Source organism: Amycolatopsis thermophila (genome assembly GCF_030814215.1).
Classification (GTDB): Bacteria; Actinomycetota; Actinomycetes; order Mycobacteriales; family Pseudonocardiaceae; genus Amycolatopsis_E; species Amycolatopsis_E thermophila.
In genome coordinates this window covers 5,713,648-5,733,436 of sequence record NZ_JAUSUT010000001.1, presented here as the reverse complement: position 1 = coordinate 5,733,436, position 19,789 = coordinate 5,713,648, and the positions used below count along the sequence as shown (strand labels likewise).

General features: G+C 72.7%; 21 protein-coding genes and 1 pseudogene. 10 read left to right on the top strand and 12 right to left on the bottom strand.

Features of this window, described 5'->3' with window-relative positions; all coding sequences use genetic code 11:
- Positions 1-6: 6 nt before the first annotated feature.
- Positions 7-843 (bottom strand): undecaprenyl-diphosphate phosphatase, encoded by an 837-nt coding sequence (locus tag FB470_RS28150; protein ID WP_306996423.1) that lies wholly within the window; start codon positions 841-843, stop codon positions 7-9.
- 122 nt (positions 844-965) lie between these two features.
- Between FB470_RS28150 and FB470_RS28145 the strand changes: the two genes are divergently transcribed.
- The 3 genes from FB470_RS28145 (at position 966) to FB470_RS28135 (ending at position 3,237) form a co-directional block, all read left to right on the top strand.
- A complete protein-coding gene (locus FB470_RS28145) occupies positions 966-1,928 on the top strand; it encodes an aldo/keto reductase (RefSeq protein WP_306996422.1) in 963 nt (320 codons plus the stop codon).
- A gap of 80 nt (positions 1,929-2,008) precedes the next feature.
- The gene (locus FB470_RS28140; protein ID WP_306996421.1) at positions 2,009-3,019 is read left to right on the top strand and encodes an NHL repeat-containing protein; all 1,011 of its coding nucleotides are present in this window, start codon (positions 2,009-2,011) and stop codon (positions 3,017-3,019) included.
- The gene (locus FB470_RS28135; protein WP_306996420.1) at positions 3,016-3,237 is read left to right on the top strand and encodes a DUF5703 family protein; all 222 of its coding nucleotides are present in this window, start codon (positions 3,016-3,018) and stop codon (positions 3,235-3,237) included. The genes FB470_RS28140 and FB470_RS28135 overlap by 4 nt, the downstream gene beginning before the upstream one ends.
- Positions 3,238-3,428: 191 nt before the next feature.
- On the opposite strand, the gene FB470_RS28130 is transcribed toward FB470_RS28135, so the two are convergent.
- The 5 genes and pseudogenes from FB470_RS28130 to FB470_RS28110 all read right to left on the bottom strand — a co-directional run bounded on the left by FB470_RS28130 (position 3,429) and on the right by FB470_RS28110 (position 7,446).
- Entirely contained in the window at positions 3,429-4,412 is a 984-nt protein-coding gene (locus FB470_RS28130) for an MFS transporter (RefSeq protein WP_306996419.1), read from the bottom strand.
- Positions 4,409-4,696 carry a hypothetical protein gene (locus FB470_RS28125; RefSeq protein ID WP_306999627.1) on the bottom strand — a complete coding sequence of 96 codons (288 nt, stop codon included), beginning with the start codon at positions 4,694-4,696 and terminating at the stop codon, positions 4,409-4,411. Before FB470_RS28125 ends, FB470_RS28130 begins: the two co-directional genes overlap by 4 nt.
- A gap of 91 nt (positions 4,697-4,787) precedes the next feature.
- Positions 4,788-4,856: pseudogene (locus FB470_RS28120) on the bottom strand (transcriptional regulator); the annotation flags it as partial.
- A 174-nt stretch (positions 4,857-5,030) separates the two neighbouring features.
- Positions 5,031-6,341, bottom strand: coding sequence for a M20/M25/M40 family metallo-hydrolase (locus FB470_RS28115; RefSeq protein ID WP_306996418.1), 1,311 nt, complete (start codon positions 6,339-6,341; stop codon positions 5,031-5,033).
- A 34-nt stretch (positions 6,342-6,375) separates the two neighbouring features.
- Positions 6,376-7,446, bottom strand: coding sequence for an NAD-dependent epimerase/dehydratase family protein (locus FB470_RS28110; RefSeq protein WP_306996417.1), 1,071 nt, complete (start codon positions 7,444-7,446; stop codon positions 6,376-6,378).
- Positions 7,447-7,543: 97 nt separating this feature from the next.
- Here FB470_RS28110 and FB470_RS28105 point away from each other — a divergent pair, with 97 nt between their 5' ends.
- The 3 genes from FB470_RS28105 to FB470_RS28095 are packed head-to-tail and all read left to right on the top strand — an operon-like array spanning position 7,544 to position 9,133.
- A complete protein-coding gene (locus tag FB470_RS28105; protein WP_306996416.1) occupies positions 7,544-8,389 on the top strand; it encodes an SDR family oxidoreductase in 846 nt (281 codons plus the stop codon).
- 11 nt (positions 8,390-8,400) lie between these two features.
- Positions 8,401-8,676: a hypothetical protein gene (locus tag FB470_RS28100; protein ID WP_306996415.1), complete on the top strand. Its 276-nt coding sequence runs from the start codon at positions 8,401-8,403 to the stop codon at positions 8,674-8,676.
- Between the two features lie 58 nt (positions 8,677-8,734).
- Entirely contained in the window at positions 8,735-9,133 is a 399-nt protein-coding gene (locus FB470_RS28095; RefSeq protein WP_306996414.1) for a ChaB family protein, read from the top strand.
- A gap of 45 nt (positions 9,134-9,178) precedes the next feature.
- Here FB470_RS28095 and FB470_RS28090 read toward each other — a convergent pair whose 3' ends face one another.
- Positions 9,179-9,856: a hypothetical protein gene (locus tag FB470_RS28090; RefSeq protein ID WP_306996413.1), complete on the bottom strand. Its 678-nt coding sequence runs from the start codon at positions 9,854-9,856 to the stop codon at positions 9,179-9,181.
- Positions 9,857-10,027: 171 nt separating this feature from the next.
- Between FB470_RS28090 and FB470_RS28085 the strand changes: the two genes are divergently transcribed.
- A complete protein-coding gene (locus FB470_RS28085; RefSeq protein ID WP_306999512.1) occupies positions 10,028-11,128 on the top strand; it encodes a CaiB/BaiF CoA transferase family protein in 1,101 nt (366 codons plus the stop codon).
- Between the two features lie 10 nt (positions 11,129-11,138).
- The gene (locus tag FB470_RS28080) at positions 11,139-11,567 is read left to right on the top strand and encodes a nitroreductase family deazaflavin-dependent oxidoreductase (RefSeq protein WP_306996412.1); all 429 of its coding nucleotides are present in this window, start codon (positions 11,139-11,141) and stop codon (positions 11,565-11,567) included.
- On the opposite strand, the gene FB470_RS28075 is transcribed toward FB470_RS28080, so the two are convergent.
- The gene (locus FB470_RS28075) at positions 11,558-12,088 is read right to left on the bottom strand and encodes a hypothetical protein (RefSeq protein WP_306996411.1); all 531 of its coding nucleotides are present in this window, start codon (positions 12,086-12,088) and stop codon (positions 11,558-11,560) included. The genes FB470_RS28080 and FB470_RS28075 overlap by 10 nt on opposite strands.
- A gap of 254 nt (positions 12,089-12,342) precedes the next feature.
- Complete coding sequence (locus FB470_RS28070; RefSeq protein ID WP_306996410.1) at positions 12,343-12,939, bottom strand: TetR/AcrR family transcriptional regulator; 597 nt, start codon at positions 12,937-12,939, stop codon at positions 12,343-12,345.
- A gap of 50 nt (positions 12,940-12,989) precedes the next feature.
- Between FB470_RS28070 and FB470_RS28065 the strand changes: the two genes are divergently transcribed.
- Positions 12,990-13,769 carry a class I SAM-dependent methyltransferase gene (locus tag FB470_RS28065; protein ID WP_306996409.1) on the top strand — a complete coding sequence of 260 codons (780 nt, stop codon included), beginning with the start codon at positions 12,990-12,992 and terminating at the stop codon, positions 13,767-13,769.
- A gap of 117 nt (positions 13,770-13,886) precedes the next feature.
- On the top strand, positions 13,887-14,708 hold the full coding sequence (locus FB470_RS28060) for an MBL fold metallo-hydrolase (protein WP_306996408.1): 822 nt from the start codon (positions 13,887-13,889) through the stop codon (positions 14,706-14,708).
- Here the strand turns inward: FB470_RS28060 and nrfD are convergent.
- The 3 genes from nrfD to fdh are packed head-to-tail and all read right to left on the bottom strand — an operon-like array spanning position 14,686 to position 19,786.
- On the bottom strand, positions 14,686-15,627 hold the full coding sequence (nrfD, locus tag FB470_RS28055) for an NrfD/PsrC family molybdoenzyme membrane anchor subunit (RefSeq protein ID WP_306999510.1): 942 nt from the start codon (positions 15,625-15,627) through the stop codon (positions 14,686-14,688). The genes FB470_RS28060 and nrfD overlap by 23 nt on opposite strands.
- The gene (locus FB470_RS28050) at positions 15,627-16,529 is read right to left on the bottom strand and encodes a 4Fe-4S dicluster domain-containing protein (RefSeq protein ID WP_306996407.1); all 903 of its coding nucleotides are present in this window, start codon (positions 16,527-16,529) and stop codon (positions 15,627-15,629) included. Before FB470_RS28050 ends, nrfD begins: the two co-directional genes overlap by 1 nt.
- On the bottom strand, positions 16,526-19,786 hold the full coding sequence (fdh, locus tag FB470_RS28045; protein WP_306996406.1) for a formate dehydrogenase: 3,261 nt from the start codon (positions 19,784-19,786) through the stop codon (positions 16,526-16,528). The genes FB470_RS28050 and fdh overlap by 4 nt, the downstream gene beginning before the upstream one ends.
- Positions 19,787-19,789: the final 3 nt, after the last annotated feature.

Below are 19,789 nucleotides of genomic sequence, written 5' to 3'. Positions count from 1 at the left end.
GCCAACCTACATGGCCGGACCCGCGTCCGGATCAAGGACGCCGGTGGCGACCAGCACGATGAGCAGCACGCCGAGGACGATCCGGTACACCACGAACGGCACGTAGCTCTTGGTCTTGATGAAGTTCATCAGCCACGCGATGACCGCGTAGCCGACGCCGAACGCCACCAGGGTCGCCAGGATCGTGGGTCCCCACTGCGGGCTGTCGCCGCCGCCGATGTCGGTCAGCTTGTACAGGCCCGACCCGAACACGGCGGGCAGCGCGAGCAGGAAGGCGTACTCGGTGGCCTCGGCGCGGGTGTAGCCGAGGAACAGGCCGGCGGTGACGGTGCCGCCGGACCGGGACACGCCGGGGATCAGGGCCATCGCCTGGGCCAGGCCGTAACCCAGGCCGTGCGGCACGGTGAGGTGGTCCAGCGTCCGGTACTGGCGGCCGACGCGGTCGGCGATGAGCAGCAGGATGCCGAACCCGATCAGCATGGTGGCGGTCAGCCGCAGGTCGCGGAAGGCGTGGTCGATGGCGTCCTGGAACAGCAGGCCGAGCACCACGATCGGGATCGACCCGACGATGATCAGCCAGCCGAGCCGGGCGTCCGGTTCGTGGCGCGCTTCGCGCCGGTGGAGCGAACGCCACCAGGCGGTGAGGATCTTGCCGATCTTCTTCGAGAAGTACAGGATCACCGCCAGCTCGGTGCCGATCTGGGTGACCGCGGTGAACGCCGCACCGGGGTCGCCCCAGCCGGCCAGCGCGGCGGTGATGCGCAGGTGGGCGCTGGAGGAGATCGGGAGGAACTCGGTCAGGCCCTGGACCAGGCCGAGGACGAGTGCTTCGAACCAGCCCATGCTCACCGGGCCTTGCGGGAGATCAGTCGCGTTCGCACGGTGGGCAAGGCTATCGGCGGCGCACGTCACCCCATGAGCCGCCTTCGTCAAGTCCGCGCCGCTACTTTGGTTACTCTTCGTGCATGCAGAAGCGACAGCTGGGCAGGTCGGGGTTGCGGGTCTCCCGGATGGCGCTCGGCACGATGTCCTGGGGCGCGGAGACCGACGCGGACGAGGCGGCCAGCCAGCTCGTCGCGTTCGTCGAGGCGGGCGGGACGCTGGTCGACACGGCCGACATCTACTCCGGCGGCGAGGCCGAGCGCATCCTCGGCGGCCTGTTGGGCGACCTGGTGCCGCGCGACGAGATCGTGGTCGCGACCAAGGCCGTGGCCCGGCGCACCGACGGCCCGTTCGGCGGCGGCGCCTCGCGCGGCGCGTTGCTGTCCGCGCTGGACGGTTCGCTGCGGCGGCTCGGCGTGGACCACCTGGACCTGTGGCAGCTGCACGCGTGGGACGAGTCGGTGCCGCTGGAGGAGACCCTGTCGGCGCTGGACCACGCGGTGCACTCGGGCAAGGTCCGCTACACCGGGGCCTGCAACTACTCCGGCTGGCAGCTGGCCACCGCGGCGGCGAGCGGGCCGGCGGGCCTGGTGGCGACGCAGGTGGAGTACTCGCTGGTGGAGCGGGGCGTGGAGCGGGAGCTGGTCCCGGCCGCGCGCTACCACGGGCTCGGCGTGCTGCCGTGGGCGCCGCTGGGGCGGGGTGTGCTGACGGGCAAGTACCGCAAGGGCACCCCGGCGGATTCGCGGGGCGCGTCCGCGGAGTACGCCGGGTACGTCGAGCAGCACCGCACCGAGCGGGCGGCGCGGATCGTGGAGGCCGTCACCACCGCGGCCGACGGGCTGGGGGTGTCGCCGCTGGTGGTGGCGCTGGCGTGGGTGCGGGACCGGCCGGGTGTGGTCGCGCCGGTGGTCGGGGCGCGCGACACCGGCCAGCTGACCGGGTCGCTGGCGGCGGAGGAGATCGTGCTGCCGATCGCGATCTCCTCGGCGCTGGACGACGTCAGCGCGGTCGAGTTCGGTTACCCCGAGCGGGGCACGAAGTGACCGCGAGGTGGATGGCACGTGACGCGGCGGCGTTTTCCAGGGATGCTGGAGGCAATGGCGGTATGCGATCCGGAGGTCTAGTGCGCAGGTCGGCCACGGTGGGCACCGGTGCGGTGCTGGCTTGCGCCCTGGTGCTCGGCGGCTGCTCGGCGAAACCGGGCGACTCGAGCGACACGCTGCAGGTCGTCGCGAACCCGGTCGCCGCCACCGCGCCGGTGTCGCCGCAGCCCGCGGCCGCCCCGGCGGGCACCGTCTTCGCCACCCAGGGCGAGGTCACGGCGGTCGCCGCCGACCCGGCCACCGGCACGCTCGCCGTGGCCGTCCCGGACGCGGTGCTGCTGTACCGGGCCGACGACCCCGCCGCCGCGCCCGTGCGGGTGCCGGTGGCCGCGCGGCCCGAGCGGCTGCGGGTGTCCGGCGGGGTCCTGCTGGCGACCCTGCCGGCGGCGGGGCAGGTCGCGCGGATCTCCCTGCCCGGCGGGCAGGTGAGCACGCTGGCGGTCGCGGGCGAGCCGGCCGGCGCCCTGGCCGAGGGCGACCGGACGCTGGTCGCGGTGCGGGACCGCAAGGCGGTGGACGTGTTCACCGGCGACCGGCTCACCAGGACGATCCAGGGCCAGCTCTACAGCGCCGACGACGTGGTCCAGGCCGACGGCAACACCGTGGTGCTGGACCGGTTGCGGACCGCGCTGTTCTCGGTCGACGTCGACGGCGGCACGATGGCCGAGGGCCTGCGCGCCGGGGACGGCGCCACCAACGCGGTCGCCGACTCCTTCGGGCGGGTGCTGGTGGTCGACACCCGCGCCGGTGCCCTTCTGGCGTTTTCCACCGGTCCGTTGTTGCTGCGGCAGCGGTACCCGGTGCCCGGCGGGGCGTACGGTCTCGCCTATGACGCGCAGCGCGCGCTGGCGTGGGTGACGCTCACCGAGCGCAACGAGGTCGTCGGGTTCGACGTGCGCGGCGGCGAGCCGGTCGAGAAGTACCGTTTCCCGACGGTCCGGCAGCCGGATTCGGTTACCGTCGAGGAGCGGAGCGGGCGGGTGGTCGTCGGCTCCGCGGCGGGAGAAGGGGTCCAGGTGATCCAGCCATGAAGCATCAGGAGGCGGTGGTCGACGAGGACTGGGAGTACCGCCGGCTGCAGTTGCCGCCCGGCGTCTCCCGGCGGGCCGCGGCCACCCAGTTGTCGATCAACGCCGAGTACGGCGGGTGGGAGCTGTCGACGGTCCGCCTGTACTCCGACGGCACGCGACGGGTGTGGCTGCGCCGCAAACGCCAGCCGGCGACCGGCCTGCCCGAAGTCCTCGTCTGACCCGCACCACCGGGGTGTCCTCCGCGAGGGGTCTCGCGGAGGATGCGCGCCGCCGGCACACCCGCGTCACAACAGGTCGGGGGCGGTCTCGGGAACCGTGGTCGCCGGGTGATCCGGACCGCCGGCCGGGGCGGCGGCACGCAGCGCCGCGTCGACCAGGCGGTTGCTGGTCATGGATGCCGTGACGGCCGTCATCGCCAGGAGGAGGACCGCGGCGGCGTAGAGCGGCGTGCGGATGTCGAAGGTGCCGGCCAGCCGGCCGCCGAGGACGGCGCCGACGGGGGCGGCGCACATGGCCAGCATGCGGGAGGTGGCGGCGTCCCGGCCCATGAGGTGGGCCGGGACGATCGCCTGGCGGAGGGAGGGCCCAGCACCATCGTGGCGCCCATGCCGGCCCCGCAGACGGCGAGCGCCAGCCCGGCCGCGTACGGGTTCGGGGAAGCGGCCAGGCCCAGGATGGCAAGCCCCTCGACGGCGGCCGTGCAGGTCAGTGCGGTGCCGGTGCCGAGTCGTCGGCCGAGGTAGGAGGCGACGCCCGCACCGAGCAGGCCGCCGGTGGCCTCCGCGGTGAGGAGCAGGCCGAAGCCGTAGGTGTCGATGCCGAGGCGGTCGCGCGCGAAGAGGGCGAGGACGGTCTCCACGGCGAGGAAGGCGACGTTCCCGACCGCCGGACGGAGCGCGAGCCCGAGCAGCACCCGGTTCCGGAAGACGTAGGAGGCCCCGGCCCGCGCCTGCCGGAGCAGCGACTCGCGGACCTCCGGCACGGGCCGGGGCATCACGGGCAGCGTACGGACGAGCAGTGCGGAGAGCATGAACGACACCGCGTCGGCCAGCAGCGGGACAGCCCGCCCGCCCGCGAGCAGCGGAATGGACGGTACGTCGAGCACGGCCGCTGCCGCGGGTATCGCGAGCAGCACCGCCCTTGCTGCGTCCGCCACCCACGTCGTGCGCCGGCGGTCCCAGCGGTCCACCAGCGCACCGCCGAGCACCCCGAAGAGCAGCCACGGGAGTGTCCCCGCGGCTGTGACGACGGCGAGCGGCATCGGCTCTCGTGTCAACGTCAACGCGAGCAGCGGCAGCGCGGCGTGCGTTACCCCGTCACCGAGCGAGGAGATCGTCTGCGCGGTCCACAGCCGTCCGAACCCGGTCGGCAACGTCCGAACGTCTGAGGTCATCGGGCGCCCCCGTCGGCGTGCTGGCGCGGTGCCGGGTGGAACAGTGCGAAGACAAGTGACGCGTCCGGCAGCGACGGATCGGACAGCTCCCGGTACTCATCCGCCAGTGCCTGCAGCCGCGCCCCCAGCTGCGCGAACTGCTCGTCGGTGAGCCGCAGATGCGCCACCCGCACGTGCCGCTCGCCGTCCGCGGGCGCTGCCTCCAGATCCGCCACCGCGTGCCGCATCAGCACATCCGGCCCGCCCTCGCCCGGATCCGGCAACACGATCGACCGCGCGGCCATCGCGTAATACCGCTCGATGACCCCCCCGCACCTTCCGCGTCCGCACCACCTTCACCAGGCCGACCCGCTCCAGCAGCCGCACGTGGTAGCTGGAACTCCCCTTCGCGAGGCCGACCCGCTCGGCGATCTGCGTGATCGTCGCCGGCTCGAAGCGGAGCACGGCCACGATCCGGTGGCGCGTGAGATTGGAGACGGCGCGCAGCTGCTCGTCCGTGGTGCCGTCGCCCTCAGCTCGAAGCGACCGCGAGGTGGGCGGCCCCGAGCACGGTCACCCTCACCGGCACGTTCCGCACGCGAGTACGCACACCCGCTTCTTCCGCGCCTCAGGAACCGGTCACGAGGCGCGGAAGAAGCGGTCCAGCACGCGCGTCCCGAACTTCAGCGCCTCGACCGGCACCCGCTCGTCCACGCCGTGGAACAGGCCGGAGAAGTCGAGGTCCGCGGGCAGCTGCAGCGGCACGAACCCGAAGTTGCGGATGCCCAGGGTCTGGAACGACTTGGCGTCGGTGCCGCCGGAGAGCATGTAGGGCAGCACCTTCGCGCCCGGGTCCTCCGCCACGAGCGACGCGGTCATCGCGTCCACCAGCGCACCGTCGAACGTCGTTTCGACCGGGGGGAGCTCCATCCACTCCTTCTCGATGTCCGGGCCGAGGATCTCGTCGAGCTCGCGGTTGAACGCCTCCTCGCGCCCGGGCAGGATGCGGCAGTCCACCGCGGCCTCGGCGACCGAGGGGATCACGTTCGACTTGTAGCCGGCGGTGAGCATCGTCGGGTTGGCGGTGTCGCGCAGGGTCGCCCCGATCATGCGCGAGATGTTGCCCAGCTTGGCCACGGCCCCGTCGATGTCGTCCTCGGGGAAGTCCCAGCCGGTGATCTCGGTGACCCCGGCGAGGAACTCGCGCACCGAGTCGGTGAGCACGAGCGGGAACCGGTGCTGCCCGAGGCGGGCGACGGCGGCCGACAGCTTCGTGACCGCGTTGTCGCGGTGGATCATCGAGCCGTGGCCGGCGGTGCCGCGCACGCGCAGCTTCATCCACCGGATGCCCTTCTCGGCGGTCTCCACGACGTAGGTGCGCACGTCGTCCTTGAGGTTGATCGAGAAGCCGCCGACCTCGCTGATCGCCTCGGTCGCCCCCTCGAACAGGTCGCGCCGGTTCTCCACCAGCCACTGGGCGCCGAACTTGCCGCCGGCCTCCTCGTCGGCCAGGAAGGCGAAGATGATGTCGCGCGGCGGCACGACGTTCTCGCGCTTGTAGTGGCGGGCCAGCGCCAGCATGATGCCGAGCATGTCCTTCATGTCCACGGCGCCGCGGCCCCACACGTAACCGTCCTGCACCGCGCCGGAGAACGGGTGCACCGACCACTCGGAGGGGTCGGCGGGCACGACGTCGAGGTGGCCGTGCACGAGCAGCGCGCCGCGGCCGGGGTCGGCACCGGTGAGGCGGGCGAACACGTTGTGCCGGTTCCGCCCGCCGGACTCCACGTACTCGATCTCGTAGCCGACCTCGGTGAGCTTCTCCGCGACGAACTCCGCGGCCGCCTTCTCCCCCACCAGCGTGTCCGGATCACCGGTGTTGGTGGTGTCGATGCGGATCAGTTCGCTGGTCAGCGTGACGGCCTCGTCGGCCGCGGTCTCGATGCTCACGCCGCCATTCCTATCATCACGGCGCGCGTGCGGCTCAGGGCCGGGAGCCGATCCCGGTGTTCACCTCGTGCAGACGCCGGCCCGCGTCGTCGGGCGCCAGGGGCGGGGTGTCCATGCCGACGCCGCGGCGGAGCCCGCTGAGGAACTCGCCGATCGCCTGGAGGCTGTCGTGGCGCGGGATCCAGCCGAGCTCGTCACGGGCGCGGGTGGTGTCCATGATCGGCAGCCGCAGCACGGTGTCGAGCAGGCCCGGCGAGGCGGGCAGCAGGTGGGCGTACCAGCCGGCGGCGACCGCGGCCCGTAGCGCCCACGCGGGCACGGGGACGGTGCGGGCACCGAGCAGGCGGGCCAGCGCGGGTGCGTCGACCACCGGGTCGGCGGCGACGTTGAACGCGCCGTGCACGTCCTTGAGGGCGGCCAGCCGGAACGCCTCGCCGATGTCGGCGGAGTGCACCGCCTGCAGGCGCAGCCCCGGCACGTCCGGGATGACCGGGATCAGCGCGGGCCGGACCAGGCTGCCGGGGATGAACGGCCCGGCGAACAGGCGCCGCTGCTCGGAGGCGGCTTCGCGTTTGAAGACGAACCCCGGCCGCAGCCGCACCACCCGCATGTCCGGGTTGGCCCTCTCGAAGCCGTCCAGGTAACGCTCCAGGTAGGCCTTCTCGCGCGGGTAGGCCGCGCCGGGCCAGCCGTGGGTGGGCCAGGACTCGGGCACCGGCCGGTCCTTCGGGCCGGGCGAGTACGCGCCGACCGAGGACGAGTACACCAGGGCGGGCACCTGCTCGCGGGCGGCGGCCTCGAAGACCCGGATCGCGCCCAGCACATTGGATCGCCAGGTCAGCGCGGGGTCGTGGGAGGGCTGGAACAGCCAGGCCAGGTGGATGACCACGTCGGCGCCGCGCACCACGTGGTTGACCTGGTCCTCGGCCAGGTCGGCGGTGTGCCACCGCACCTTCGGCGGTGTCCGCTCCGGTTCGCGGCGGACCACCCCGACGATCGAGGCGACCCCGGGGTCGCGGCCGAGGGCCTGCACGGTGCTGGTGCCGATGTTGCCGCTGGCCCCGGTGACCACCACGCGCAGGCCGGTGCTCGCTGGCGAGTTCATGGGCAGGCGGATACCCGGTGCCGGCGGCCACCAACCGTCGCGTTTGGCCCGGGCGCGAGCGGGGACACCCGGTGGCAGGTGAGGAAGGAGTGCGCGCATGGGACAGCCACCCCAGCAGCAGGAACCGCCGGGCGTGACGCACGAGATGGAGCCCGGGCCGAAGGACCGCATGGAGGGCTACACCGGGCGCGGGTTGCTGCGCGACAAGCGCACGCTGGTCACCGGCGGGGACTCGGGCATCGGGCGGTCGGTCGCGATCGCGTTCGCCAAGGAGGGCGCCGACGTCGCGATCGCCTACCTGGAGGAGCGTTCCGACGCCGAGGAGACCGCGGAGCTGGTGCGCAAGGAGGGCCGCCAGTGCCTGCTCCTGCCCGGTGACCTGGCCTCGCGCGAGCAGTGCCGCAAGGTCGTCGACGACACGGTGCGGGAGTTCGGCGGGCTGGACGTGCTGGTCAACAACGTGGCCACCCAGCAGGAGCTGGACGCGCCGGAGGACCTGACCGAGGAGCAGTGGATGCGCACGTTCGACGTGAACATCCACAGCTACTTCCGGGTGACGCACGCCGCGCTGCCGCACCTGCGGGAGGGTTCGTCGATCATCAACACCGCGTCGGTGAACGGGCTGCGCGGCAACAAGTCGCTGATCGACTACTCGGCCACCAAGGGCGCGGTGATCGCCTGGACCTACGCGATGGCCCAGGCACTGGCCGACCGCGGTGTCCGTATCAACGCGGTCGCGCCGGGTCCGGTGTGGACACCGCTGATCCCGGCCACCATGTCGCCGGGGCACGTGGAGAAGTTCGGGCAGCAGGTGCCGATGGGCCGCGCGGCGCAGCCGGACGAGCTGGCACCGTCCTATGTGTTCTTCGCCGCGAACCAGCTGTCCTCGTACTACACCGGCGAGGTGCTCGCCGCGCTCGGCGGCGAGACGCTGCCGGGCTGAAAGGAGCCGACATGAGTCAGGACCCGGTGCGATCCGAACAGCAGGAGAACCTGGAACTCGACGCCGAGCCCCAGCCGCTGGAAAACCCGGTGAGCTGGCGGGTGAGCGACCCGGACCGGGCGCGCGAGCCGGACTCCGAGGCGCCCGCCGGGCAGTTCTCCGCCCCCGACCGCGCGAACGACATGGTCGACGCCGAGGCCACCGAGATCGGCGAGGACCGCGGGCGGGAGCGGCCGGCCGCGGGCGCCGAGCAGCAGGCGATGCGGGTCGAGGACGGCGAAGTTTGACGTCGAACCGTGCCGGGAAGCCTTTCACCAGGCACGAGAGGAGACAGGAGGTGCTCCGATGCCTGGACGTGAAGCCCTGCCCAGCACGCTGAAGCGGTCTTCGAAGAAGGCGCAGGACACGTGGGTGAAGACCCACGACTCCGCGGTCGAGACCTACGGCGAGGGCCGGCGCGCGCACCAGACGGCGTACGCGTCGCTGAAGCACTCGTTCGAGAAGGTCGGCGACCACTGGGAGGAGAAGGGCCGCAAGGGCCCGTCGGACAAGCAGGCCAGCCGCGGCGCGGGCCGCAAACCGGCCGCGACCGCCGGGGGCGTGGACGCCAAGGCCAGCAAGCAGCACCTGTACGACGTGGCCAAGAAACTGGACATCAAGGGCCGTTCGTCGATGAACAAGAACGAACTGGTCGACGCGATCCAGAAGGCCAACAACCGCAAGACAGCCCAGGCCCGCAGCTAGCCGGGTACTGGTGCCGAAGGGGCCCGGCGCGTGCCGGGCCCCTCGTCATGCCGGGGGCAGGGGCGGCTTGCCGAGCCGGTCGATGGCCTGCCGGGCCGGGCGCGGGACCCGCCAGTCGAGCCGGGTGCCCGTGCTGCGTTCGAGCTTGCCGAGCACCTGACGGGCCGCGGCGAGGGCGGCCTCCTGCTCGGCGGGGGTGGTGGCGCCCTCGGCCAGCTCGAGCAGTTTGATGCCCTGGTTGATCAGGGCGCGCTCATCGGCGGTGAAGCGGGACGCGCGCAGCTTGTCGGCCGCCTCGCAGGCCGCGGTCCAGGCCTTCTCGGCGTTCTCGGTGGCCTCGACGTAGGTCTTCGCCAGGTCGGTGGGCGGGTAGGACTCGGTGTGCAGCGCCATCGCCTCGTGGAAGGCGTCGATGAACCGGCTGGTCGAGGGCACCGCGGGGTCGGCCAGCGCGGGCCGGCGAAGCACCTGAATGGGGTCGGACTCGTAGGAGCCGTACTCCCCCGCTATCCGCGCGTAGCGCTCGCGGGCCTGCTCCCACAGGGCGCGCAGGGACTCGGCGGCCTCCGGCGCGTCCACCGGTCGTGACGGCGGGCGCGGCGGTGCGGGGTGTGCGCGGGCCTGCCACCGGCGGTGCATGGCCGCGCGGGAGTAGGACGCGGCCAGGACCCAGATCAGCACCATGATGGGCCAGACGAACGCTCCGAGGTCTTGGTAGGGCATGTCAGCTCCCTCACCACGGCGGGCGCCCCGGCGGGTGCCCTGAACTCCATGATGCGCCTCGATCCGTGAGTGGTCCGTGTAGCGCCGTGGACCGGGTCACACCCGCCCGTCCGGCCGGGCTGGCACAATCCGGGGCACTGCACGGGCGAACGAGGGAGAGGGCGGGTGCCGATGGGGCCGCTGGCCGGGATCAGGGTGCTGGAGCTGGCGGGGATCGGCCCGGGCCCGCACGCGGCGATGGTCCTCGCGGACCTCGGCGCCGACGTGGTGCGCGTCGAGCGGCCCGCCGGGGGCCTGCAGGTGCTGCCGCCGCAGGCGCGGGACCACCTGCTGCGCGGACGGCGCTCGATCGCGGCGGACCTGAAGACCGCCGAGGGCAAGGACCTGGTCGGACGGCTGGTGGAGAAGGCCGACGTGCTGCTGGAGGGCTTCCGGCCCGGTGTGGCCGAGCGGCTGGGCGTCGGGCCCGAGGACTGTTTCGCCCGCAACCCGCGCCTGGTCTACGGCCGCATGACCGGCTGGGGCCAGCAGGGTCCGAGGGCGAACCAGGCCGGGCACGACATCAACTACATCTCCCTGACCGGCGCCCTGCACGCGGTGCGGGACACCGCGGGCAAGCCGGTGCCGCCGCTGAACCTGGTGGGCGATTTCGGCGGCGGCTCGATGTTCCTGGTCACCGGCGTGCTCGCCGCGCTGGTGGAGCGGGACCGCTCCGGCCGCGGCCAGGTGGTCGACGCGGCGATGGTCGACGGCGCGAGCGTGCTGATGCAGATGGTGTGGGCGCTGCGCGCGCAGGGCGCGTGGGCCGACGAGCCCGGCACGAACCTGCTCGACACCGGCTGCCCCTACTACGACACCTACCGCTGCGCCGACGGCGAGTACATCGCGGTGGGCGCGCTGGAGCCGCAGTTCTACGCCGAGCTGCTCAAGGGGCTGGGCCTGGACGGCGAGGACCTGCCCGCGCAGGGCGACCGGTCGGGCTGGCCCCGCTTGCGCGCACGGTTCACCGAGGTGATCGCCTCGCGGACGCGCGACGAGTGGGCGGCGGTGTTCGCCGGGACGGACGCGTGCGTGACGCCGGTGCTGTCGCTGGCCGAGGCGACCCGTGACGAGCACCTGACCGCGCGCGGGTCGCTGCGCGAGGTCAACGGCGCGGTTCAGGCCGCGCCCGCGCCCCGGTTCTCCCGCACGCCCGCCGCCGACCCGAAGCCGCCCACCGCGCCGGGCGCGGACACCGATCAGGTGATCAGGGACTGGGGCCTGGATGGGTAGGGTCGGGACCATGAGTTCCGCGATCGACCTCCACGGGCAGCCGCACGTCGACCGGTACCTCGAAACCGACGGCGAGGACGGTTTCCACTGGCGCAACGGGACGACGATCCTGATCCTGTTCACGAAGGGCCGCAAGTCCGGTGAGCAGCGCACGCACGCGCTGATCTTCCGCGAGCACGAGGGCGCCTACCTGGTCGTCGCCTCCAAGGGCGGCACGGACACCCCGCCGGCGTGGTTTCTCAACCTGCAGGCCGATCCGCACGTCGAGGTGCAGATCAAGGGCGATCGCTTCCCGGCGACCGCCCGCGTCGCCACGGCGGCGGAGAAGCCCGCGATGTGGGCGAAGATGACCGAGGTCTGGCCCGACTACGACGAGTACCAGAAGAAGACCAGCCGGGAGATCCCGGTGGTGGTCCTGGAGCCGGTCACTCAGAGCTGAGCCAGGCGCGGCAGGCCGGCCTGGTCCGGGACGACGCGGACCAGGCCGCGCAGCCACGCCGGCACGTCGTCGGGCCACCAGCGGCCCGACGGCAGCCGGGACAGCGCTTCCCGCACCGCCGCGACGTCCGGCGCGACCGGCACCACGCGGCTGGGCGCGGCACCGGCGAGCACGCCCAGCCACCAGTGTTTGCCCGTTTCGGGCAGGGATTCCGGGTCGAGCACCAGGTAGTAGTCGGGCAGCAGGGTCGTGCCGCGGCGCAGGTCGGCCACCGCGGCCTCGATGGCGACCTCGAGCGCGCCGGGCTCGGCCTGCCGGTCGAAGAACCCGGCCCACGCGGCGGCCACCGCCGCCAGCGGGTCGCGGTCGTGCACCACGTACGCGGCGTGTGACTGCCCCACCAGCCCGGCCGGCTCGCCGGATCGCGTGACGCGGACGTTGGCCAGCCCGTCGAGCCCGGCCAGGACCTCGTCCGCGCCGGGGCCGGCGAGCACGACGACGGTGCTGTTCGGCCTTGCCATGTCCGCCAACCTACCGGCGATCGGCAGGGGCCGAACAGAGGTCTGGACCTTTGCGCCGGGCGTAAGCGATCCTGCAAGGCATCCGCGACAAGGCACCTTCAACCGGGACGGCAGCAGCTACGACCCCGCGGTCGCCGTGGCCGGCGAGACGCCGTACGCGGAGGTTCATGGGCGACGGACCACCGGACTGCGCGGCTGGACGCGCCGTCGGCGGCGCGCCCGGAACCGGCATTTCCCCTTGTGCCGCACGGGTTTCACAGCAGTCTGCGTTGGACGACGTCGGCGGTCACGGCGGTCACCACCTGCTCCACCTCGCCGGGTTCGGGTGGGCTGCCGTCGCGGCCGGCGAAGAGCAGGTGGCCCGCTCCGATCAGGGACAGGGCGAGCGAATCGACGTCGGCGTCGGCGGCGATGCGGCCCATGTCGCACTCGTCGGTGAGGTAGGCGGCGATCAGGGCGGCCGCCTCCGTCAGCACCGGGATCCCCGGCCACGCCCGGCGCAGGCGGGCGCGCAGCTCGTCCCGGAACACCACGAGCCCGACCACACCGATCGCGACCGGGTCGAACAGGCCGGTCAGCGCGGTGACGAGGTTGCCCGCGACGGTGCCCGTCCCGGCCGCCCCGCGCAGGCTGACCGCCTGGTCCTCGAGCCGGGCGATGCGTTCCCGCACCAGCTCGGCGAGGAAGTCGTCGAAATCGGCGAAATGCCGGTGCAGCACGCCCTTCGCGCAGTCCGCCTCCGCGGTCACCGCGCGGCTGGTCAGCCCGCTCGGCCCGTCCCGGAGCAGAACCCGTTCGGCGGCGTCGAGCAGCTGGCGTCGCGGGTCCTGGATGTGCACCCCGGTGGGCACCGCGTGCTCCTCCCTGGTCCTAGTGGGCGCCCGCCCACTAGGGTGGGCGCATGCCCACTTTACCGCACGAGGCCCGGGCCACGGCCGAGTCGTTCGGCGTCGACGCCGCCCGCTACGACCGGTCCAGGCCCCCCTATCCCGCCGCCCTGATCGAGCGGATCGCGGCCGCCGGCGCCGACGTCCTGGACGTCGGCTGCGGCACCGGGATCGCCGCGCGCCAGCTCCGAGCGGCCGGCTGCCGCGTGCTCGGCGTCGACCCGGACCCGCGGATGGCCGGGTTCGCCCGGGACAACGGCGTCGCCACCGAAGTCGCCACCTTCGAGGCGTGGGACCCGGCCGGCCGCACCTTCGACGCGGTCGTGGCGGCCCAGTCCTGGCACTGGGTCGACCCGGTCGCGGGCCTGGTCAAGGTCGCGCGCGTGCTGCGCCCCGGTGGCCGGTTCGCGGTGTTCGCGCACGCCTTCGCAGCCCCGCCCGAGGTCGTCGACGCCTTCGCCGAGGTCTACCGGCGGGTCGTGCCCGGCTCGCCGTTCACCCTCCAGGCCGCGCCGGCCGACCTCTACCAGGCCGGATTCGCCAAGATCGCCGACGGCATGCGGGAGGCGGCGACCTTCGACGAGCCGGAGCGGTGGCGCTTCGACGCCGAGCGCACCTACACCCGCGATGCGTGGCTGGACCAGCTCGCCACCACCGGCGGCCTCACCCCGCTCGCGCCCGGGCAGCGCGCCGAGGTGCTCGACCACGTCGGCGCCGCGATCGACCGCCTCGGCGGGAGGTTCACCGTGCCGCTGACCACGCTGGCGGTCACGGCGACCCGGCTGCCCTGGTAGGCGGACTCGCGCAGGCACGGCAACCAGTCCGGCCCGGCGCTGCGGATCCCGACCGCGGCCGGGTTCCCCCGCCCCGCGCGGTGAATCATCCGCACGCTGGTGGGTAGCCCGGGTTGTGTGTTCCCCCCGGACTCGCTCACGTTCATCGGCACCGCCACCACCCTGGTGCGGCTGGGGCCGTTCCGGGTCCTGACGGACCCGAACTTCCTGCACCGCGGGCAGTGGTCCTACTTCGGGCAGGGGCTCGTCTCCCGGCGCCGCACCGAACCCGCGGCCCAGATCGCCGACCTGCCCGAACTGTCCGGGGTGGTGCTGTCCCACCTGCACGGCGACCACTTCGACCGCGTCGCCCGCCGCGACCTGCCGCCGGACGTGCCGATCCTGACCACCCGCCACGCCGCGATCCGCCTGGCCAAGCGCGGCTTCCGGGCCACCGTCGCGCTACCCACGTGGCGCGGGGAGACCCTCACCGACGGGGACGCCCAGCTGACCGTCACCGCGGTCCCGGCCCGCCACTCCCGCGGCCCGCTGAACCGGATCCTGCCGCCGGTGATGGGCAGCATCTGGGAGTACACCGCCCGGCCGGGCGCGGCCACGCTGCGCATCTACGTCAGCGGCGACACCATCATCCACGACGAACTCACCGAGATCCGCCGCCGCTACCCCGAGATCGACCTCGCCGTGCTGCACCTCGGCGGCACCCGCGTGCTCGGCGTCCTGGTCACCATGGACGACCACCAGGGCGGGCGCATGCTGGAGCTGATGAACCCCACCCACGTGGTGCCCGTGCACTTCGACGACTACGGCAAGTTCACCTCACCGGTGTCGAACTTCCTGCACGAGGCCGCGCGACGTCACCCGGCCACCGACGTCCGCCTGCTCGCGCGCGGGGAGAGCTTCTCGCTGGCGAACCTGCTCAGCGCTCGCTCCCCCGGCTGACCCGATCCCGCTGCGGCACCACCACGTACTTCGGGTCCCTCGTGGACTCCACACCGGCTTCGAACACCCCGAACCGCTGCAACGCGCTGCCCGCCAGCAACGCCAGCCCCGACGCGACCGACACGGCCCGGCTGCGACGGCCCGCCAGCGCGCCCACCGCGCCGCCCAGCGTCAGGTACTCCGACCACTTCCGCAGCCGGTGTGCCTTCCCGGTGGTGTAGGCCTGGGAGGTCAGCCCGAGACGCTGGTCGATCACCTTCGACGCGACCACCTCCGCCGCCGCCCCGACCACCGCCAGGCGCCGCGCCGGCCCGGCCTCCCCGACCGGGGCGAACACCAGACCCCACCCCGCGCCACTGGCCGCCGCCGACCCGGTGAACACGAACGGCAGCTGCCGGTAGGCCTCGTGCCAGCCCGGCACCGCCGTCTGCGACAACAACACCGACGTGTAGGACGCCACGCCGGGCGCGATCGCCGCTGCCGACAACCCGGCCGGCCGCGCCAGCCACCGCAGCAACCGCCCGGGCATCGTGCCCCGCCACCGCGCCGGCACCAGCTCGGCCACCGCCGCCACCCCGGCACCCGGGCCGTAGGCGACCAGGATCCAGGTGCCCACGCTCATCGGCGAACTGGGCTTGGCCACCCGCAGCATGTGCAGGAACCGCTCCGGCCGCCCCAGATCGGCCACCAGCAGGTACAGGCTCGCCGCGAGCGCGCCCAGCGCGCCCAGACGGCTCGCCCGGCGCAACACCGGGCGCCCGGTCAGGTCCGCCCCGGCGCCGAGCATCGCCGACCCCGCGGACAACCCGCCGGTGAACAGGTAGGCCGGGATCTTCCACTCCCACACCGGCGGCTTGAGCACCGGCCGCCCGTAGTAGGACCGGAACTCCGCCCGCGGCACCGCGACCTGTTCCTTCATCATCCGCCCCGTCCGAAGAAGACCGACACCGCGGCGGCCACCAGCGCCGAGGCGGCTACGCCCGCGAACTTCCACATCGACCCCGAGTCCTTCGTCGGCACCACCGGGTCCGGCGGCAGACCGTACACCTCGGGCTCGTCCAGCAGCAGGAAGAACGCGCCGTCACCACCCACGCCGTCGTCCGGGCTCTCGCCGTACAACCGCGCCTCGCCCACCCCGGCCTCGTGCAGGGCGTCCACCCGGCGCGCGGCCCGCTCCCGCAGCTCCTCCAGCGGTCCGAACTGGATCGAATCGGTCGGGCACGCCTTGGCGCACGCCGGTTCCAGCCCGTCCCGCAGGCGGTCGTAGCACAGCGTGCACTTCCACGCCCGGCCGTCGACCTCGCGCCGGTCGATCACCCCGTACGGGCAACCGGACACGCAGTACCCGCAGCCGTTGCAGATGTCCGGCTGCACCACCACCGACCCGAACTCGGTGCGGAACAACGCGCCAGTCGGGCACACGTCCAGACACCCGGCGTGCGTGCAGTGCTTGCACACGTCCGAACTCATCAGCCACCGGAAGTCGGTGCGGGTCTCCGCTCCGCTGCCGGCGCCCGGCAGGTCGAACGACGGCAACCCCAGGTCCACCGGCTCCGGCGAGCGCGCGCCCGGCCGCTCCTGCTCGACGAACGCCACGTGCCGCCACGAGTTCGCGCCCAGCATCCCGGTGTTGTCGAACGACATGCCCAGCAGGTCGAACCCGTCGTCGGGCACCCCGTTCCACTCCTTGCACGCCACCTCGCACGCCTTGCAGCCGATGCACACCGACGTGTCGGTGAAAAAGCCCATCCGCGGCGGGTGCTCCCGGTACCCGGCCTCGCCCGCCGGGTCCTCCAGCGGGCCGTAGAAGCTGTTCGTCATGACCGCCCCTCCGCGCCGCCTGCCGTGTCGAGGTGCGTCCCCGTCGCCACCGTGATCCCCGCCCGCGTCCGGTACTCCTCCAGGTAGGCCAGCAGGCCGGGGCCGCGCGGGCGGCGGCCGGGCCGGATGTCGCAGGTGGCCACCTTGCTCTCCTGGATGAACACGTTCGGATCCGCCACCACCCCGAGCAGGTCGTTCACCACGTCACCGTCGACCAGGCCGGTCTGCCCCCAGTGGTAGGGCATCCAGATCTGGTGCACCACCCGGTCCTCGATCCGCAGCGGCCGCATCCGCTCGGTGACGAACACCCGCGCATCCACCGCCGACCGGCTCGTCACCACGTGCGCCCAGCCCAGGTGCACCAGACCGCGCTCGGCCGCCAGCTCCGGCGAGACCTCCACGAACAACGCCGGCTGCAACTCCGCCAGGTACGGCAACTGACGGCTCATCCCACCCGCGGTGTGGTGCTCGGTCAGCCGCGACGCGGTGAACACGTACGGGAACACCTCGCCGAGCCGCTCCGGCGGCGCCGGGTTCGACGGGTTGTCCACCCGCGGGTACACCTTCCGCGCCGGGTTGCCCTGCTGCCCGTACAACGGGTTGCGCACCGGCGACTCGTGCGGCTCGTAGTGCGTGGGCAGCGGCCCGTCCAGCACCCCGTTCGGCGCGAACAACCAGCCCTTGCCGTCGGACTGCATCACGAACGGGTCGTCACCGTGCAGCGCGTCCGGTCCCACCGCCCCCGGCTCCGGCCGGAAGCCCGGCGGCTTGGTCTTCTCGAAGTCCGGCACGTCGTGCCCGGTCCACTCGCCCTTCTCCGCGTCCCACCACACGAGCTTCTTCCGCTCGCTCCACGGGCGGCCCTGCGGATCGGCCGACGCCCGGTTGTAGAGCACGCGCCGGTTCAACGGCCACGTCCAGCCCCACTCCGACTCGTACGGGCCCTGCTCGTCGTGCGGCTTGCGGCGCGCCGCCTGGTTCACCTCATCGGCGTACACGCCGCTGTAGATCCAGCATCCGCACAGGGTGCTGCCGTCGGCCTTCAGCTCCAGGTACCCGTTCAGCGCACGCCCGGTCTCCAGGTCCACCCCGTTGATGCGGCGCAGCACGTCCTCGGCCGAGGGCTCGTCACCGTCCTCCATCCGGTAGTCCCACCACAGGTCCAGCAGCGGACGATCCCGCTCGTCGGTGGACCCCGCCAGCTTCTCCTTCAGGATCCGGCCCAGGTGGTAGAAGAACCACAGCTCACTGCGCTGGTCACCCGCCGGGTCGACGGCCTTGTCCCGCCACTGCAGCATCCGCTGCGTCTGGGTGAACGTACCGGACTTCTCCACGTGGGAGGCCGCCGGGAAGAAGAACACCTCGGTGCGGCACCGCTCCGGCACGATCTCCCCGGACTCGATCTCCGGCGAGTCCTTCCAGAACGTGGCGCTCTCGATCATCGCCAGGTCCCGCACCACCAGCCAGTCCAGGTTCGCCATGCCCAGCCGCTGCAACCGCCCGTTCGCCGACCCCACCGCCGGGTTCTGCCCGAGCAGGAAGTACCCGAACACCTTCCCGTCGATCATGTCCATCACGGTCCGGTAGGTGCCGTGATCGCCGTTGATCCGCGGCAGGTAGTCGAAGCACCAGTCGTTCTCGGCCGTCGCGTGGTCGCCCCAGTACTCCTTCAGCAACGACACCAGGTACGCGTCGGCGTTGCGCCAGAACCCCTTCTGCCGGTCACCGCGCACCAGGTGCAGGTACTCGCCGATGTCGCCGTGACCGGTGTCCGGCATCGGCAGATAACCCGGCAGCAGGTTGAACAACGTCGGGATGTCGGTCGATCCCTGGATCGAGGCGTGCCCGCGCAACGCGAACACCCCGCCACCCGGCCGCCCGATGTTGCCCAGCAGCAACTGGATGATCGACCCCGCCCGGATGTACTGCGCACCCATCGAGTGCTGCGTCCAGCCCACGCTGTACACCAGCGCCGCCGTGCGGTCCCGCCCCGAGTTCTCCGTCCACGCCCGGCACACCTCGAGGAACACCTCGGCCGGCACCCCGCAGGTCCGCTCCACCATCTCCGGCGTGTACCGCGCGAAGTGCCGCTTGAGGATCTGGAACACGCACCGCGGGTGCTCCAGCGTCGGATCCGCGGCGATCTCGTCCGCGGCACCCTCCACCGACGGCCCGCCCGACCCGTGCTGGTCCGGCGCCGACTGCTCCTTCGCCCGCGCGCCCCGGCCCTCCCGCGGCCGCGCGCTCTCGTAGTGCCAGCTCGCCGTCTCGTACGACGCCGTCTCGGGGTCGTACCCGCTGAACAACCCGTCCAGGTCCTCGGTGTCCCGGAACTCCTCACTCACCAGGAACGGCGCGTTCGTGTACGCCGTGACGTACTCCCGGAACTCCAGCCCGTTCGACAGGATGTAGTTGATCACCCCGCCCAGGAACGCGATGTCCGACCCCGCCCGCAACGGCACGTGCCGGTCCGCCAGCGCACTCGTGCGCGTGAACCGCGGGTCGATGTGGAACACCTTCGCGCCCCGCGCCTTGGCCTCCATCACCCACTGGAACCCCACCGGATGGGCCTCGGCCATGTTCGAGCCCATGATGAACACGCAGTCGGCGTTGACCAGGTCCTGCTGGTAGTCCGTCGCACCACCGCGACCGAAGGAGGCTCCCAGACCGGGAACCGTGGCGGAGTGTCAAATACGGGCCTGGTTCTCGATCTGGATCGCGCCCAGCGCCGTGAACAACTTCTTGATCAGGAAGTTCTCTTCGTTGTCCAGCGTCGCGCCGCCCAGGCTCGCCAGACCCATCGTCCGCCGCAGCCGGTTGCCCCGCTCGTCGGTCTCCTGCCAGCCCTTGCGCCGCGCGTCCAGCACCCGGTCGGCCACCATGTCCATCGCCGTGGACAGGTCCAGCTCCTGCCACTGCGTGCCGTACGGCGCGCGGTAGAGCACCTTCTCCACCCGCTGCGGCCCGGTCACCAGTTGCTTGCTCGCCGACCCCTTCGGGCACAACCGGCCCCGGGAGATCGGCGAATCCGGGTTGCCCTCGATCTGGACGACCCGCTCGTCCTTCACGTACACGTTCTGCGCGCACCCCACCGCGCAGTACGGGCACACCGAATGCACCACCCGGTCCGCCGAAGCCGTCCGCGGCATCAGGGAGTGCGACCGCGCCGACTGCGCCGCCGCGCCCCGGCCCAGCCGGTCGTCCCCGGTCAGCTGCCGGTACACCGGCCACCGCCGCAGCCAGTCACCCACGCCCATCGC

Bases quoted from the DNA above. Each gene is read 5' to 3' on its own strand.
- FB470_RS28150 (WP_306996423.1), bottom strand. From the start codon at position 843: ATGGGCTGGTTCGAAGCACTCGTCCTCGGCCTGGTCCAGGGCCTGACC.
- FB470_RS28145 (WP_306996422.1), top strand. From the start codon at position 966: ATGCAGAAGCGACAGCTGGGCAGGTCGGGGTTGCGGGTCTCCCGGATG.
- FB470_RS28135 (WP_306996420.1), top strand. From the start codon at position 3,016: ATGAAGCATCAGGAGGCGGTGGTCGACGAGGACTGGGAGTACCGCCGG.
- FB470_RS28130 (WP_306996419.1), bottom strand. From the start codon at position 4,412: ATGACCTCAGACGTTCGGACGTTGCCGACCGGGTTCGGACGGCTGTGG.
- FB470_RS28125 (WP_306999627.1), bottom strand. From the start codon at position 4,696: ATGGCCGCGCGGTCGATCGTGTTGCCGGATCCGGGCGAGGGCGGGCCG.
- FB470_RS28110 (WP_306996417.1), bottom strand. From the start codon at position 7,446: ATGAACTCGCCAGCGAGCACCGGCCTGCGCGTGGTGGTCACCGGGGCC.
- FB470_RS28105 (WP_306996416.1), top strand. From the start codon at position 7,544: ATGGGACAGCCACCCCAGCAGCAGGAACCGCCGGGCGTGACGCACGAG.
- FB470_RS28100 (WP_306996415.1), top strand. From the start codon at position 8,401: ATGAGTCAGGACCCGGTGCGATCCGAACAGCAGGAGAACCTGGAACTC.
- FB470_RS28095 (WP_306996414.1), top strand. From the start codon at position 8,735: ATGCCTGGACGTGAAGCCCTGCCCAGCACGCTGAAGCGGTCTTCGAAG.
- FB470_RS28090 (WP_306996413.1), bottom strand. From the start codon at position 9,856: ATGCCCTACCAAGACCTCGGAGCGTTCGTCTGGCCCATCATGGTGCTG.
- FB470_RS28085 (WP_306999512.1), top strand. From the start codon at position 10,028: ATGGGGCCGCTGGCCGGGATCAGGGTGCTGGAGCTGGCGGGGATCGGC.
- FB470_RS28080 (WP_306996412.1), top strand. From the start codon at position 11,139: ATGAGTTCCGCGATCGACCTCCACGGGCAGCCGCACGTCGACCGGTAC.
- FB470_RS28075 (WP_306996411.1), bottom strand. From the start codon at position 12,088: ATGGCAAGGCCGAACAGCACCGTCGTCGTGCTCGCCGGCCCCGGCGCG.
- FB470_RS28065 (WP_306996409.1), top strand. From the start codon at position 12,990: ATGCCCACTTTACCGCACGAGGCCCGGGCCACGGCCGAGTCGTTCGGC.
- nrfD (WP_306999510.1), bottom strand. From the start codon at position 15,627: ATGAAGGAACAGGTCGCGGTGCCGCGGGCGGAGTTCCGGTCCTACTAC.
- FB470_RS28050 (WP_306996407.1), bottom strand. From the start codon at position 16,529: ATGACGAACAGCTTCTACGGCCCGCTGGAGGACCCGGCGGGCGAGGCC.